This is a genomic window from Novacetimonas sp. GS1, assembly GCF_036686925.1.
Taxonomy (GTDB): Bacteria; Pseudomonadota; Alphaproteobacteria; order Acetobacterales; family Acetobacteraceae; genus Novacetimonas; species Novacetimonas hansenii.
On record NZ_VSZP01000001.1, the window covers coordinates 2,621,702 to 2,637,972 of the forward strand.

Annotated in this window: 15 protein-coding genes; 9 read left to right on the forward strand and 6 right to left on the reverse strand. The window is 52.7% G+C overall.

Annotated features, from left to right (window positions below):
• Nucleotides 1–186: 186 nt before the first annotated feature.
• Nucleotides 187–1,410, reverse strand: coding sequence for an MFS transporter (locus FYB92_RS11495; protein ID WP_332828690.1), 1,224 nt, complete (start codon nt 1,408–1,410; stop codon nt 187–189).
• A gap of 131 nt (nt 1,411–1,541) precedes the next feature.
• On the opposite strand from FYB92_RS11495, the gene FYB92_RS11500 reads away from it, so the two are divergent.
• Nucleotides 1,542–2,141, forward strand: a complete 600-nt coding sequence (locus tag FYB92_RS11500) for a TetR/AcrR family transcriptional regulator (RefSeq protein WP_081254453.1) — start codon at nt 1,542–1,544, stop codon at nt 2,139–2,141.
• A 316-nt stretch (nt 2,142–2,457) separates the two neighbouring features.
• On the opposite strand, the gene FYB92_RS11505 is transcribed toward FYB92_RS11500, so the two are convergent.
• Nucleotides 2,458–3,354: a LysR family transcriptional regulator gene (locus FYB92_RS11505; protein ID WP_332828691.1), complete on the reverse strand. Its 897-nt coding sequence runs from the start codon at nt 3,352–3,354 to the stop codon at nt 2,458–2,460.
• 115 nt (nt 3,355–3,469) lie between these two features.
• Here FYB92_RS11505 and FYB92_RS11510 point away from each other — a divergent pair, with 115 nt between their 5' ends.
• Nucleotides 3,470–3,865 carry a cupin domain-containing protein gene (locus FYB92_RS11510; protein ID WP_003619174.1) on the forward strand — a complete coding sequence of 132 codons (396 nt, stop codon included), beginning with the start codon at nt 3,470–3,472 and terminating at the stop codon, nt 3,863–3,865.
• A 30-nt stretch (nt 3,866–3,895) separates the two neighbouring features.
• Complete coding sequence (locus FYB92_RS11515; protein WP_003619172.1) at nt 3,896–4,639, forward strand: SDR family oxidoreductase; 744 nt, start codon at nt 3,896–3,898, stop codon at nt 4,637–4,639.
• Nucleotides 4,640–4,726: 87 nt separating this feature from the next.
• Here the strand turns inward: FYB92_RS11515 and FYB92_RS11520 are convergent, their stop codons facing one another.
• Complete coding sequence (locus tag FYB92_RS11520) at nt 4,727–5,587, reverse strand: aldo/keto reductase (RefSeq protein ID WP_075624774.1); 861 nt, start codon at nt 5,585–5,587, stop codon at nt 4,727–4,729.
• 920 nt (nt 5,588–6,507) lie between these two features.
• On the opposite strand from FYB92_RS11520, the gene FYB92_RS11525 reads away from it, so the two are divergent.
• Nucleotides 6,508–7,401, forward strand: a complete 894-nt coding sequence (locus tag FYB92_RS11525) for a LysR family transcriptional regulator (protein WP_332828692.1) — start codon at nt 6,508–6,510, stop codon at nt 7,399–7,401.
• A 372-nt stretch (nt 7,402–7,773) separates the two neighbouring features.
• Here FYB92_RS11525 and zigA read toward each other — a convergent pair whose 3' ends face one another.
• Complete coding sequence (zigA, locus tag FYB92_RS11530) at nt 7,774–8,997, reverse strand: zinc metallochaperone GTPase ZigA (protein ID WP_332828693.1); 1,224 nt, start codon at nt 8,995–8,997, stop codon at nt 7,774–7,776.
• Nucleotides 8,998–9,383: 386 nt separating this feature from the next.
• Between zigA and FYB92_RS11535 the strand changes: the two genes are divergently transcribed.
• Nucleotides 9,384–10,052, forward strand: a complete 669-nt coding sequence (locus FYB92_RS11535; protein WP_159107947.1) for a DUF1826 domain-containing protein — start codon at nt 9,384–9,386, stop codon at nt 10,050–10,052.
• 125 nt (nt 10,053–10,177) lie between these two features.
• Here FYB92_RS11535 and FYB92_RS11540 read toward each other — a convergent pair whose 3' ends face one another.
• Both FYB92_RS11540 and FYB92_RS11545 read right to left on the reverse strand, forming a co-directional pair.
• On the reverse strand, nt 10,178–11,092 hold the full coding sequence (locus tag FYB92_RS11540) for a dihydrodipicolinate synthase family protein (protein WP_332828694.1): 915 nt from the start codon (nt 11,090–11,092) through the stop codon (nt 10,178–10,180).
• 443 nt (nt 11,093–11,535) lie between these two features.
• Nucleotides 11,536–12,396, reverse strand: coding sequence for a DMT family transporter (locus FYB92_RS11545; RefSeq protein WP_332828695.1), 861 nt, complete (start codon nt 12,394–12,396; stop codon nt 11,536–11,538).
• A gap of 101 nt (nt 12,397–12,497) precedes the next feature.
• On the opposite strand from FYB92_RS11545, the gene FYB92_RS11550 reads away from it, so the two are divergent.
• The 4 genes from FYB92_RS11550 (at nt 12,498) to FYB92_RS11565 (ending at nt 15,995) form a co-directional block, all read left to right on the forward strand.
• Entirely contained in the window at nt 12,498–13,928 is a 1,431-nt protein-coding gene (locus FYB92_RS11550) for a PLP-dependent aminotransferase family protein (RefSeq protein WP_332828696.1), read from the forward strand.
• Nucleotides 13,929–14,006: 78 nt separating this feature from the next.
• Nucleotides 14,007–14,414: a hypothetical protein gene (locus tag FYB92_RS11555; protein WP_332828697.1), complete on the forward strand. Its 408-nt coding sequence runs from the start codon at nt 14,007–14,009 to the stop codon at nt 14,412–14,414.
• A gap of 16 nt (nt 14,415–14,430) precedes the next feature.
• Nucleotides 14,431–15,501, forward strand: a complete 1,071-nt coding sequence (locus FYB92_RS11560; protein ID WP_192264571.1) for an oxidoreductase — start codon at nt 14,431–14,433, stop codon at nt 15,499–15,501.
• A complete protein-coding gene (locus tag FYB92_RS11565) occupies nt 15,492–15,995 on the forward strand; it encodes a heme-degrading domain-containing protein (protein ID WP_003619148.1) in 504 nt (167 codons plus the stop codon). The genes FYB92_RS11560 and FYB92_RS11565 overlap by 10 nt, the downstream gene beginning before the upstream one ends.
• Nucleotides 15,996–16,271 lie beyond the last annotated feature (276 nt).

Consider the following 16,271-nt stretch of genomic DNA (forward strand, 5'->3'; position numbering starts at 1 on the left):
TCCCGATGGGACAGCCATAGCCACACAACCTGAGAAACTGCCTGAATAGCCGTTGCCCGTATCAAGGGAGTTCAGCCCACAAGGCAACGGCGCACCTGTAGGGAGAGCGGCACCCAACACCCCCAAAAGTCATGCGGTCCCATCCTGTCAAATGTTGCATGACCCGTATTGCTGTCCCCCATTTGCTCAGCTCACGGGCTTTGGCAAATTCCGATGACCGCCAATACCTATGGCAAGGAAGGCAGCCATCACGCCTGCGAGACCCGCAAGCACAAGCATATCCTGATAACTTCCCTGCGCCTCTCGCAGCAGGCCGGCGAGAGACGCAGCGCAGGCAGCCCCGATCTGATGTCCGAAAACGATCCAGCCAAACACAATGGGGGCCGAATGCTCACCAAACGCAATGTTGCTTAGACGCAGGGTTGGCGGGACTGTTGCGATCCAGTCGAGACCATAGAATATTCCAAAGATGGTCAGGCTTTCGGGCGAAAAATCGATGAAGGGTAGCGCAATGAGCGACACACCCCGTAGGCCGTAATAGGAAAACAGCAACCAGCGCGCATCCAGCCGATCCGTCAGCCACCCAGAAAATGTGGTGCCAAAAAGGTCAAACATCCCCATCATGGCAAGGTATCCCGCCGCCGGGACCTCACCGATACCATGATCGGCACAGATCGCGATGAAGTGCGTGCCAATCAGGCCATTGGTGGTGAAGCCGCAGACAAAAAAGGTGGCAAACAAAAACCAGAAATCCCGCTTTTGTGCGGCCATCACCAATGCTGTGATGGCTGTTTGTAATGGGTTCTGGTCCATATATCGCAACGGCGCATGATCCGGCGCGGCCCCATGGGGCACCAACCCACGATCTTGCGGATGTTCGGGCAGGAAAAAAGCCACAAGCGGCACCAATATCAGGGTCATTGCGGCAACAGCCATGACTGCGGCCTGCCACCCGAACTGATGAACAAGTGCGGCCAGGCCAGGCAGGAACAGTAATGAACCGGTTGCCGTGCTGGCGGCCAGCAGGCCCATGATCGTACCGCGCCGGGCCACAAACCAGCGGTTTACCACCGTGGCCCCCAGCACCATTGCCACCGCCCCGGTGCCGAAACCGGTCAATACGCCCCAGGTCAGAAAAAACTGCCACGGCTGTGTCATATCCAGTGACAGCAATGCGGACAGGCCAATCAGCAACAATGCACCGATCAACATGCGGCGGATTCCGAATTTCTGCATAAGAGCCGCGGAAAATGGCCCGACAAGACCATAAAGAAAGATTCCTACAGCGGCAGAAATGGAAATGCTGCTCCGGCTCCAGCCCAATGTTTCCTGCAACGGCATTATCAGAACACCCGGTGTCGCCCGCACACCGGCAGAAACCAGCAGAGAGAGAAACGTAAGCCCAACCACCAGAACGAAAACATGTGGTCGTTGTGTTCTCTTGTTTCGGGGAACGGAAATCTTCATATTACTGACCGGTAAGTTCTGTTATCCCAACCATAAGTACCGATCGGTAACATCGTCAAGTCATGAGTTTGGAAATGTCGTCTCACAAAGCTGTGCCCCATCCCTGTGCTGCAGATAAAATCCGAAGCTCGGCGCGTGAACTGTTCTATAATCAGGGGATACGTGCGGTTGGGGTCGATGAGATCGTTCAGAAAGCTGGCGTCACCAAACCCTCCCTCTACAGGGCTTTTGAATCCAAGGATGGGCTGACGACTGCGTACCTAATTGATTACCAGCAGACGTTCTGGGGGCGGATCGACGCAATCTGTCACAACCACCCAGATAACCCCCGCGCACAGATTCTGGCCTATTTCGACGATCTGGCCCTGCGGGCAGCCCAACCCGGCTATCGTGGTTGTGCGCTGACCAATGCAATTGTCGAATATCCAGATCCAGACCATCCCGTACGCCGGGAGGCTGCACGTCTGAAACACGAAATACGCGAATGGATACAGCAGAAAGTATCTAACCTGAAAGCAAATGACCCCGATCTGCTGACGGACGGATTGATCCTGTTAATGGAAGGCGTCTATACTGCTGGCCAAGTCTTTTACCCTCCCGGACCTGTGATAAAGGCCGGAAAACTGGCACGACTGCTTCTTCAATCATCAGGCATATCGGCGGATCAAGAATGATTTTTGAATATCCCAGTTCCACAAAGGGATGCAGGATAAGGCGATTATTATACAATACTCTTTTCCCGACAGAGAGATATTCTAAATTTATTAGGAATGCCGTTTTCATTTCATATTTCAGAATTTTCAATAAATACAGATCAAAAAATCACAATTTTCATGAAGATGTTTCATCCCATTACATCACCATAGAATGAATGGGCACTCCGATCATGAAGGTTTCAGTCCAGCCCGTGCTTACACATACAAAAGGCATGTGGAGACTACAAAAAATGCCTCCATAATCAAAGGTTTCTGCCAACTCCCCACTTCATGATTAGCTTCGATAACGCATTGCCTCGACAAACGCCGCGAAAGCTGGTGAATGCAAACGTCTGCTGGGATAATAAAGATAGGGCCCTTCACACTCCAAACTCCAATCAGATAGAACCTCCATTAATTTCCCTGCCTCGATATAGGGTTTTGCAAGATCATAAGGGACATATCCAAGGCCAATACCATCAATGGCCGCGCCCAGGACCAGCATTGAATTGCTGAATGTCGTTTGTCCCGAAACGCGAAGTGCAACCTCCCGCCCCTTTGGTTCACGGAATTCCCATCTAAGATTTCCACCAGCAGTTGTCATCCGCATATTAATGCAGTTGTGGTTGCCCAATTCACGAGGCATGACAGGTGCGGGACAGCGATCAAAATAATCCGGCGACCCGATAACACAAAAACGCCAATCTGGACCTATGCGTGTGGCACACATATCCTTTTCCACAGATTCACCAATACGAACACCAGCATCAAAACGTTCCGTAACGATATCGACGAAGGCATAATCCATACTCAGTTCGACATGGATATCTGGATATTTCCGCAAAAATTCTGCCAGTTTTGGTCGAAAAACCAGTTCTATGGCTGCATCCGTACATGTAATACGAAGTGAGCCGGCAGGTTTTTCACGAAGAGATGTGATGAGGTCAAGTTCAGCGGAAACCTGCTCGAGCAGTGGCCCCACACGTCTGAGCAACCGTTCCCCGGCATCTGTTGTTGCCACATTCCTTGTGGTACGAGATAGCAGACGGAGTCCAAGCCGTTCCTCCAGCCCCCGCACCGTATGACTCAATGCAGAAGGCGTCACGCCAAGTTCCGCGGCAGCGCGCGTAAAGCTTCGTTCCCTGGCGACGGTCAGGAAGGCCGTCATTTCGTTGATATGATCGCGTGGCATTGCTGAACTTATTTCAATGATGCACGTACGCCAAACAGTCTAATCAGGCGCAACAAGATACTTTACCTGTTTTCAGGCTTGGCCAGTCAGCCACCCAAACAGACAGGAACATATCATGGAAATTTTCCGCGTAGGTCATACAGCATCTCTCAAGGGGCCCGCCGATTGGTTCACGGGGACGGTTCGTGTTGATATGCTTTTCAATCCGACAGCCCCCGATCGGGTGCAGGGCGCGAACGTAACATTCGAACCGGGTGCGCGCACAGCATGGCATACGCATCCGCTTGGCCAGACCATCATTGTGACATCAGGCGTTGGTCGTGTGCAACGATGGAATGGAACTATCGAAGAAATATATCCTGGCGATGTCGTCTTCTTTGCACCAGGGGAGAAGCATTGGCATGGGGCGGCACCACAAACAGCCATGACGCATATCGCCATTCAGGAAGTGGAGAACGGGAAGGTCGTCGACTGGATGGAGCAGGTTTCCGATCAACAATATGGCGCCTGAATAAAGGCATTTATAGAAAGTATCCATTCAATGATCAAAGATAAGGTTGTGGTCATAACCGGTGCATCATCAGGCATCGGCGAAGCAACAGCACGCCTTCTGGCGCAGCAGGGGGCAAAGGTTGTTCTTGGTGCGCGCAGGGAGGGCCGCCTTCAGACGATTGTCAGTGCTATCGAAGCACAAGGGGGCACAGCTACCTATGCTGTAACGGATGTGACGAAAGCGGCAGATAATGAAGCGCTGATCAACACTGCCATAAAAAAATACGGCCACATTGATGTCATCTTTCTCAACGCCGGTTTCATGCCAACAGCACCTGTGTCTGCCTTGAAAACAGATGAATGGAATGCTGCCGTTGATATTAACATCAAAGGAGTGTTGAACGGTGTCGCCGCCGTCATGCCACACTTTCTGAAGCAGAAATCAGGACAGGTGATTGCCGTTTCCTCAGTCGCTGGCCTCAAGGCCTATCCGGGCAGTGCGATCTATGGCGGCACCAAGTGGTTTGTTCGTGATTTCATGGAGGTCCTGCGCATGGAATCCGCACTGGAAGGCACCAATATCCGGACTTCCACGATTTATCCCGCAGCCGTAAAGACCGAGTTGCTTGGCGGTATCTCTGATCCACGATCTGCACTCGCTATGCAGAAACTTTACGATCAGCATGCCATCCCTGCCGAGCGGGTCGCCAATGTCGTCGCATTTGCCATCTCAGCCCCGGCAGATACAACAATTAACGAATTTACAGTCGGTCCCACGAATCAGGCATGGTAAAGTACCACTCCATAGAAAAAATCCTTCTGATACCATAAAATTTAAAATATGCTGCGTTGGCGTTGGCAGACCAACGCAGCACCGACATCAGGTCTTGAAGCGTATCTTGGCAATTTTCTTGATACGCTCTGGATCACGATGGTCGGTAAAAGCGCTCTCCCCGGTATCCAACGTAGCAATTGACATCATATCTTCTGTATCAAGGTCAAAATCAAAGATCGAGAAATTTTCTCGAATACGCTCTGCATTGACTGACTTTGGGATGGACACCACCTGTCTATGCAACAGCCATCGCAACACGACCTGCGCGACGGAACGATTATGCCTGGACGCGATCTCCGTTAATACAGGATTACTGAACAAATTGTTCCTGCCCTCGGCAAAAGGTCCCCAGGATTCGATCTGAACACCATTTTCGCGTAGGAATTCCTGTGTTGCTCTCTGCTGATGAAAAGGGTGCGTCTCGATCTGATTGATCGCGGGCCTGATCCGGTTAAAGGTAATCAGGTCCATGACCCGATCAGGATGAAAGTTGCTTACTCCAATCGCACGGGTCCTGCCAGATTCCTGAAGCTCCTCCATTGCGCGCCAGGACCCATACACATCCCCATACGGCTGGTGGATCAGATAGAGATCGAGATAGTCGAGTTTCAAACGCGCAAGGGAACGGTGAAACGCTGCCTTGGCATTTTCATAGCCCGCATCCTGCACCCAAAGCTTTGTGGTAACAAAAATCTCGCTTCGTGGAATCCCACTCGCAGCGATTGCACGTCCTACTGCTTCTTCATTCTCATAAGCAGCAGCAGTATCAATCAGGCGATAACCTGTTTGCAAAGCTTCCAGTACAGCGGTTTCACACTCAACCGCATCCGCCATCTGATAAACACCAAACCCGAGCAGGGGCATTTCCACGCCGTTATTCAGTGTCACAATGGGACATTGCGTCATGTCATACGCCTCCTTATCCAAACAGGTCAAAGCAGATGATGTGGACGCCCACCATCATCAGGGCAGGGCATAAGGACACGCCTTGATCGTCACGATCCGTCACATGCCATGCAACCGGAGCCTGCACCTGCATTCCTTAACACTTGCAGTTTTGCGCCCATCCCCCAACAATCCGGCATAGGATCTGGTTACGACTGGCCTGATACCTGAATGCACAAAATGGTCCGTTCCAACTCCTACCGCCACTGAGATGCATGTGTTGCACATCGCATACACCACACATGTCAATCATTTGCTGGGTGCCCTTATTTATCAATACACCTCACTGACCACTAGCGCACCAAATCAGCATGTTGTTATGAGAAAAATTCATCAATCAGAAATAAGGGCGATACGCTGCCTTGTTTTGTAAATAAGAATGCCTTCTACACAACATATATAAAGAAAATATTATAACTTAGCAGCCCATCCCGCATTAACATTATTAAATAAAAATTAATAACAAACAAATAAAAATTAATTATTTTCCAATCATTTGGAAATCCGTGATTTTAAACAAAAATCAGAACTTAATAAATAAAAACTCCAGACCAATGCCGTGTCCAGAAAGAACATAAACGGATATGCTGCAAATGATGGTACAGGCTCTGATCTTGCCGGCCCGTATTATGAACATGCCCACGGTAAATAGCCAGACGTCAGCCCCCTCCCCTCTCTAAGCGCACATTATCAGTGACCGTCCTCATTCCCACAACGACCCACCTGTCATCTGCCAAGCCCCCTGATCCCGCAGGACAGATGCATCGGCTCTCTGCCCTCCGCCTTGCTCATTTCAACAGTATGCAAAGAACCACCTACCAGTTGCCCGTCTTTTCAATTAAACACTACATCCCGCACATCAGGATGAGGATATTTCATAAATGCCGCGCGAGAACCTCAATGATCTGCAAGTTTTCCTGTCCGTCGCGCGGGAACGGAGCTTTACCAGAGCAGCAGCCAAAATCGGCATCTCGCAATCAGCCCTCAGCCATACCATACGTCATCTTGAATCCAGGCTGGGCATCCGGCTCCTGACCCGCACAACCCGGGCTGTATCCCCGACCGAGGCTGGCGAACGGCTGTTAAACAGGGTGGGACCACTGCTTGATGAGGTCGATGCCCATATTGATGCACTTAGCGAGTTACGTGACAAGCCTGCTGGCACCATTCGCCTCAGTGCGTCGGACCATGCAATCAAGCACATCCTGTGGCCCAAATTACGGACCATCCTGCACCAATACCCGGACATCAAGGTGGAACTTGTACAGGACAATGGGCTTACGGATATCGTAACCGAACGCCTGGATGCAGGCGTCCGCATGGGCGAACAACTGGCCAAGGACATGATCTCTGCCCGGATCAGTCCCGATATCCGGTTTGCGGTCGTCGGCGCGCCATCCTACCTCAAGAATAATCCAGCACCGCTTCATCCCCGCGATCTGGTCAGCCACACCTGCATCAACAATCGCCTGCCGACATTGGGTGGCTTCTGGCCTTGGGAGTTTCAGGAGAAAGACGGACCAGAGATCAAGATCCGGGTCGATGGTCAGCTTGCCTTCAACAATATTTTTAATATCATCGAGGCAGCACTTGACGGCTTTGGCCTTGCCTACCTGCCGGAAGACCTTGCACTTCCCTATATCTCTCAGGGATGCCTTGTTCGTGTCCTCGAAAAATGGTCGCCTTACTGGGATGGTTATTACATTTATTATCCCAGCAGGCGCCAATCTTCACCGGCTTTTCTTACCCTGGTTGAAGCACTACGCCACCGTTGAAGTATAGAAATGAAACAAGATGAATATTATATATAATTATTAATAATAAAGAAATGTATACAGGACATTTTAGATAAATTTATCATACATAACCTACTTAAATACCATAAATATATACCCATGACACATCAACAGAAGCGGAACGTATCTCTCTGCCCGTCACCGCGTCGTATCATGGCAGATGGTCTACGGTTCCGGATCTACCGGTATTATTGATACAGTCCCAGCGTCATGATCGAAAATGACAGGGGACTGCGCCACGAGATCATATCCTGAACATATTAAACACTCAGTTCATGACCATGACCTACGCCAGATCAAGGCCAATAATAAATATCCCAGGGATAACTATATGCGTGGTGATCTCATCGGTCAGGCTGGTTCATGATTTTCGACCTGCCGCCGCCAGATGGGAAACGGGTCCGCCAAACCGGTATAAAGATCCGGATCAAAAAATCTCACCTCAGCGACAAGGCAGGCATCGAGATCACGACGCAATGCGATCTCATCCATCTCTCCCGTTCCAATAAAGACAATTTCCTGCCGACGATCGCCGTAAACTGGATCCCAGTTCCCCAGAACAAAGTCACGCCATTGATCGCTGTCTGGCCATTGGTTTTTTGGAATTGAGGCCCACCATAATCCCATGGCCTCGCTGCGCACCAGCGCGCCTGCCTGGCTCATCTCCCCCACCCATTCAGGACGTGTCGCCAGCCAGAAATGCCCTTTTGCACGGACAACCCCGGACCAACTTCTGTCCAGAAATGCCTGAAATTTCTCAGGCACGAAGGGACGACGCGCACGATAAACGAAATTACGGATGCCATATTCATCAGTTTCTGGCATATGATTGGAAAAACCATAAAGTTCCTTGAACCACAATGGATGCTGATGCGCCTTGTCATAATCAAAACGCCCGGTATTCAGTATCCGGTTGATTGGAACCTGCCCCATATCGGTTTCGATGATATCGGCATCTGAATTCAGGGCACGAATGATCTTGCGGGCTGCCTCCACCTGATCGGGCATGGCGGTAGAGACCTTGTTGATCACGACGACATCCGCAAATTCAATCTGCTGGACCAGAAGGTCAACCAAAGCGCGCTCATCATCCTCGCCCGCAGTTTCGCCGCGATCCCTGAGGAAATCACGCGAAGAGTAGTCACGTAGCAGGTTCACCGCATCCACCACCGTAACCATCGTATCAAGCCGCGCAATATCACTCAGGCTGATATTATTTTCATCACGGAATTCGAACGTAGCCGCCACTGGCAATGGTTCGGCGATCCCTGTCGATTCAATAAGGAGATAATCAAATTTATTCTCTCCTGCGAGACGTCGCACTTCCTGTAAAAGATCGTCACGCAAGGTGCAGCAGATACAGCCATTGGTCATCTCGACCAGCTTTTCATCTGTACGCGACAGATTACTGCCGCCCTCACGCACCAGATCAGCATCAATATTGACCTCGCTCATGTCATTTACGATAACCGCAACCTTATGTCCCTGGCGATTGTTCAGGACATGATTAAGCAGGGTCGTTTTGCCCGCGCCAAGAAAGCCGGACAGTACGGTAACGGGAAGCCTGTTATCCATCAGAGATCGTCCTTCAGTGCTGTGTCGGGTTCGGCACATCGCCGCACGCGAAAGTCGGGCCGAAAACCTTCTGTATGTTGCAAAAAACAAGACGGGCTAATGGCACCGGAACAGCATCATCGGCAGGAAGATCGACATGCCGATAAAAGCAGTTCCAATCCCCCACATGGCAGTTTTCCCCGAAGCCAGCCGTACTGACCCATGATATTCGGGCGAGCATCCGCGACGATGGATGCATCTCGACGGTTGTGTCCATTAGGCCCTCGTGATCGGCGTTGAAAAACGTTATGTTATAATATAACAATACAGGCGACCATCACATAACGTCAAGCATCCGATTCATGCCTTCGCTTCCCCGGACATAGCCTTTTATGGAAAGACACCCCATGGAGTTCCAAGCGGCCCTCGACATCCCGCCCCAGAAGACTCAACAATACGGCACCGCCATGCTGTTCATGGAAAGCTGGCCGGCTCCAGCACTCGGCGATACCGCCCCTCCTCCCTCGGCGTATCCTGCCCCTCATGTGATTGCCTGTGCCCATGCTGCGGTCCTGCTGGATCTGCATCGCGCAGAAATCGACATGGTCGTCTGGGGGCGCAGGGTTCCGAACACATGGCAGATGGCATTGGGGAAGCCCGCTTCGTCCGGGACGATCTTTGACATGTTGGCCAGTTCCACTGAGATTGCCAATGTCCTTGCATCGAAAGCCGCAAACCGGGAGCTGTCGCCGCTGGTCCTTGGCGATGCAATCGAATTATCAAGCCTGTTTTCGGCGATCACACATGACAGCCGACAACACCTCAGATTATTGGTGGGGGCCACGGATGGGCCCGAGTTTGCGCCTGCCCCCAACAGGCTCAGGCTTGTATGCTGCTATGGGTCCAGCAGCACAGAGTGGCGCAGTTCAGCGGGTATCACGTCCCTGCCACCATACGCCGTGGCGTTAATCAAAGGGACGCGTGACAGTGGGCATGGATGCCTGCATCGCTTCTGTCGTGCGGCCCCTGACGAGACGACATCTGGCATTCACCTCATCATTGATACCGTCATCTGATGACGGAGACGGAGATGGAGATACCCCGCTTTTTCATTGCGCCCTCGCCTGTCACAGGCCATGCGACCATCACGGCTCAACATCAGTCCATATGAAGTCATAAGCGCACCATCATCATGCATGCGTCACGACATAATCATCGCGCCCTCATGGCCAAGGCATGCCTGCAGTGCCTCAACAACTCTGTTCTGGTTGTGGGAGTCGAGTGGCAGGATCGGCAAAGGCGGTCGGGCCGTCAAAAGCCCCATGGCATTGGTCGCAGCATAGACCACACGCAGGCTTCCAAACTCCCTGAAGAGCAGCCACATCGGCTGCAGGGTTTGCTGGTAATGGTTCACTGCATGAACATCACCTGCATAGGCCGCAGTCACCAGTGCCTTGGCCAGTTTTGGCAGGAAACCACCCAGCACACTAAACCATGCATCACATCCGGCCAGCAGGGCTTCAGCGGCGATCCAGTCCCCGCTGTAGCCGATGTTGAGTTTTCCAATCGGGCTGCCCCGTAATGCCGTCAACTCCTGTGCCAATGCCCCCTCTGGCAGAGGGGGCATTTTTATGGCCGCGATATTAGGGACATCAGACAGCCGCTCCAGTAACTCACGTCCAAAACTGAAACGGGTCGTGCTGGGGTTATTATAAATGCACAGCGGCAAAGACGTGACACCGGCCACTGCAACATAATGCTGGTACACTTCGTCCTGTGTCAGGGGGGTATAGGAAACCGGGGCCATCAATAATCCATCCGCCCCTTCGGCTGCGGCATCACGTGCAAGGTTCTGCGCATCATCAGTACGCAGCGCACCAATGCCCACGATCAGGGGCGTTTTCCCCCCGACAGCCTTGACCGCAGCACGAACAGCGCGACGCCGCTCGACACGGCTTAGATAGGCATAAGTTCCGGTACTGCCCAACAGGCCAATGGAATCCACGCCATTGATCGACAGATGATCTGTCAGACGCATGACACCTTCCGCATCAACGGCACCATGTTCATTGGCTGGTGTAATGGGAAACGCCGACAGACCATGAAAAATAGACATGTTAAATATCATTCCCTGATGAAACATTGAGGCCCATCGATTTCAGATAACGCTTGATTCAGCACGTCACCTGGCAAAGACGCTGTTTGTTTACCACCACTACGACACAGGCAGAACCTTCGCCCTGAGCACGATATCCAATCGCTGCGACAGCCGCCACCCTGGCATGGGCACAGAGGCCGTCTGGAAAACTCCAGACTCCCCAGATATGTAAGTACTGGCTGCACAAGCGCCCATGTGCACATGCAGGCATCTGGCGCGGAACTATCCCCTTCCAGAGCAGGAAAAACTCCCGGATAGCACATTACGCCGACGATGATGAAATTACCTGTTGCATTCCATCATATCCTGCGGGTAGTCAGCCCCCCGCAGTCGTTGGTTTCGGCGAGGACATAGGTCGGCAGAAGTCGCGATTATACAACGATCTGTATTATCCACCACAGTCAGGAAAAATGTTTTGCACCAGCCACACACAAAACAACGCTAAACGTTGAAGCCAGCATAGTCCACGCAATCGGTTCATGAAGCAAAAATGCGGCAAGCAGCAGCCCGAAAAAAGGTTGAAGCAACTGAAGCTGCCCGACACTGGCAATCCCCCCCATCGCCAGACCACGATACCAGAAGATAAAGCCGATCAGCATGCTGAAAATTGAAACATAACCAAGGCCAATCCATGAAGAGACATGGATATTCCCCCAACTGGTGGGCAGGTAGGCCAGGCCAATCAGCGCCATGAGCGGTAGAGACAACAGCAGGGACCATGAAATGACCTGCCATCCCCCCAGGCGGCGGGAGAGTGTTGCCCCTTCCGCGTATCCAAGACCACAGACAAGAATGGCCGCCACCATCAGGAGATCACCTGTAAAATTCCCTGCCTGACTGCCATAAAATGCAAACCCGGCGACAGCAGTCGCACCAATAATGGAGAATAACCAGAAAGCAGGCTTTGGTCGCTCGCCACCACGCAAAACCCCGAAAATTGCTGTTGCCAGTGGTAACAAGCCGATAAACACAATTGAATAGGCAGCGGTAATATGCTGCAGCGCCAGTGCCGTCAGCAGTGGAAAACCAACCACCCCACCGACCGCCACGAGAATGAGCGGAACACTATCGCATCGTTGCGGCCGAGGCTGACGGAATGCGCCCAGGAAAATGCCCCCCAGCAGGGCAGCAATCACGGCCCGTGCACAGGTCAGGAAAATCGGGGAAAAATCAGCAACCGCAACCCGCGTTGCAGGAAGAGAACCGCTGAAGATGATGACAGCGAGCAAACCGCTGCCCCATCCTTCTGTTGTCCGTTTCATCGACGGGAATCCTTGGTATCATGATGTCTGCGTATATTCGAAATTATGAAGATAAAATTGCCCGGACCAGCCACAATCTGATACAGTTGTAAAAAACTGTATTGGTAATAATACCCATACACTTTCCGGGGCTGGCATTGGGACATCCACAGACACGCACATCCACCATCATGGAGGCGATCAGACAGCGCATAGCAACCCGCGCCCTGGTTCCTGGTGATCGCCTGCCATCCATCCGACAGTTGGCCAGAACCATGCAGGCCTCCCCTTCCACCATCGTGCAGGCTTATGATCGGCTTGCTGCCGAGGGAGTTATTGCACCACGTCAGGGATCGGGTTTTTATGTGACAGGGCGCGCACTTCCTCCTCTGGCGCTGGCAGATGCCACGACACCGGCGGCAAGGGCCATCGACCCGTTCTGGGTATCGCGCCAGTCCCTTGATTCCGACCCTACAGTTCTAAAGCCGGGATGCGGCTGGCTTCCGACGGAATGGATGCCCAATGCAGCCCTGCGCAAGGCATTTCGGGCCGTGGCACGTAGAGAAAACGCCATTCTGTCAGAATATGGCAGTACCAGGGGCGCAATACGCCTGCGCCGCTTCCTGACAGCCCAGTTTGCTGAAGAAGGGCTGGAGATCAGCCCCGATCAGGTTCTGCTGACAGGTTCGGGTACGCAGGCTGTTGACCTGATCTGCCGCCTGCTGCTGCGTCGCGGTGATACGGTACTGGTGGATGATCCATGTTACTTCAATTTCCAAGCCTTGCTCCGGGCACATGAAATCCGGATTATAGGGGTTCCATATACCGCAACTGGCCCGGACATCGAAGCTTTCGAACGGATTGTCCTGCATGAAAAACCGCATCTTTATCTTACCAACTCGGTGCTGCACAATCCTACGGGGGCGATGGTTTCACCCCAGACTGCCTTTCGCCTTTTAAATACTGCTTCTGCTGCGGGTCTCCTGATTGTTGAAGATGATATCTTCGCAGATTTCGAAACGATACCCTCCCCCCGACTGGCTGTGATGGATGGGCTGGATCATGTGATCCGGGTTGGAAGTTTTTCAAAAACGCTTTCTGCCTCCGTCCGGTGTGGCTATATCTCTGCACGCAAGGATCTGATTGACGGCCTGATTGATCTGCAAGTAGCAACCAGTTTTGGCGGCCCCAGTCCCGTGATTACCGAAGTAATCTCCGATGTGCTGGAAGGGGGGAGCTATCGCAAACACATGCTTGAAATTCAACGACATCTGGAGAAATCCCGCAAAACAGTAATACATAAATTGGAAATGCTGGGGATATGTCCCTGGGTCGTACCAAAGGGCGGTTTTTATTTATGGGGCCGACTGCCCGATGGGCAGGATTCCACACAGATCGCCCTACGTAGCTTGGATGACAAAATCATTCATGCCCCAGGGAACGTCTTTAGTGTCAGTCAGTCAGCTTCTTCATTCATGCGTTTCAATGTCACGCAATGCATGGATGAAAAAATCTTTCATTCTCTTGAAAACATACTGACAGGCCGTCGATAATTTTTATCCCACAAATTCCATACAAGGAAAAACAGAAGGGGCTGGCATAGGTACGCCAATAAAGGCTTGGTATGTCACATGAAAACACGTCATCGTGGGCGGCTGCCTGTCAGCATCCAAAAATACCTTCTGGAGCACTTTGTTGCGGACCCGCCGGTCTGGGGGGCCGCCGAACTTGTCGGTGTCAATCGTAATACAGCAACCCTGTATTACCGGAAATTGCGAGAGATCATCGCGGAACAGATTGCTCATGGAGCGCCGGTATCTCCGGGCTGTATATATTATTGCATGATGCAAAATTCCGAACTCCAGCAGAACAGACAAAGACCATCGCATGGCCGCTTGCCGATCATCTCGAATTCGGTCACGTACAATCTGTACCCCGTGACAATCCCGGCACGATTCGCCTGCTGCTTTTCGCCAGGCACTTCCCGGCCAGAACCGGGGCAAGGCAGGCACGGCAAGGGATTCATCATCGCAGCCTAAAGGGATATATCCGATCATGAGCCAGCTTCCTTCCACCATCCGTGTTGGCCTGATTGGCTACGGATTTGCGGGCAAGACATTTCACAAACCTCTGCTGATGGCGGAACCGCGCATGCGGATCACCCGTGTCGCATCCAGTGACAGTGCAAAGGTGCATGCCGACCTGCCGGACGTTACGGTTGATGCTGATCCCGCGGCCCTTATCGCATGCAAGGATGTTGACCTTGTCATCATCGCAACCCCGAACGCGCACCATGCCCCCTTGGCACGACAGGCACTGCTTGCGGGCAAGAACGTCGTCGTGGACAAACCCTTCACACTGACGCTGGCACAGGCGCGTAATCTGGTGGCGCTGGCGGCACAGCAGGACAAGTTGCTGTCGGTCTTCCACAACCGGCGCTGGGATAGTGATTTCCTGAGTGTGAAAAACGCGCTCACAACCGGTCTGATCGGTCGGATTACGCATTTTGAATCCCACATTGACCGTTTTCGCCCCATGGTCCGCAAACGCTGGCGTGAAGACGATCAGCCGGGCGCCGGCCTGTGGTTCGACCTTGGCCCGCATCTGGTGGATCAGGCGCTATGCCTGTTTGGCCTGCCCATTGCCGTGCATGGCGACCTTATGAGGCAACGCAATGGCGCCGTGTCGGACGACTGGGCGCATGTCGTATTGGAATATGATCACCATCGTGTCATCCTGCATTGCAGCATGCTGGTTGCCGGCGGCGTGCCGCGTTTTGTCATGCATGGTGAAAAAGGCAGTATTCTCAAACGCAAGCCCGATGGCCAGGAAGCCCAGCTTCTTGCAGGCATGGCACCTGGTCATGATGGCTGGGGATATGATCCAGACCCGCTCCTGATGTATGATGAACATGGATCAGAGCAGGAAATTCCTGCACTTATGGGGGATCAGCGACGCTATTATGCCCATATTGCGGATGCGCTGACAGGTGTCGGGGCGAATCCCGTGCCCCCGTTCCAGGCACTGGCCGTAATGGCCGTTATCGAAGCCGCAAACCAATCCGCCCGGGCGAAAGCCTCTGTCGGGCTGGATCTGACAAGTGAGGAAATCGCCGCATGGCCATAGCAGATGACCTGCGCATGATCGCGCAGCAGGAACACGAACTTCTTTTTCCAACATTCGATGAAGCCAATGCGTGGCAGCTTGGCCAGTTCCTTCGGGAATGGGGACAGACGAACGGGGCACCGATCGCCATAGATATCCGTACCTTCAATCGCCCCCTGTTCTTTGCCGCCCTGCCGGGATCGGCACCGGACAATACCGACTGGATCCGCCGCAAAAGCAATATGGTCGATCGCTATCGGCGAAGCAGCTATGCAATCGGGCTGGACCTGAAGGCGAAGGGAACAACCCTCACGGAACGCTATGGCCTGTCACTTCAGGATTATGCTCCGTATGGTGGGGCGTTCCCGATCATACTGGACAAAACCGGCATTATCGGTTCCGTGACTGTATCAGGGCTGGATCAGCGCGAAGACCATAATCTGGTTGTCACGGCACTCTGCGTGGCTCTCGGGCTGGACCCAAAGCAGCATACCCTTGAAAGCAACATCCCCTGAACCTCCTCCTACCGCACCACGGGTCCTGCCCGCCCATTTACCTACACCCGGCATGATGCAGGATCGCAGTGGACTGATGCCCCCGGAAGCACGGACGATCGGGCCTGTCTATAATCTGCGGCCTGCCTGATCGCCCACATGCGACCTCAAACCGTCTGAGCATGGTCAGGCAGCCGCTCTTTGCCTATCGGGCCTCCATCATACACATGCCCCAACCTTTTCCATCAAGGGGCCATCGTCGCCATCTGTTCTTTTGTCATGATGCACCGACTTTAC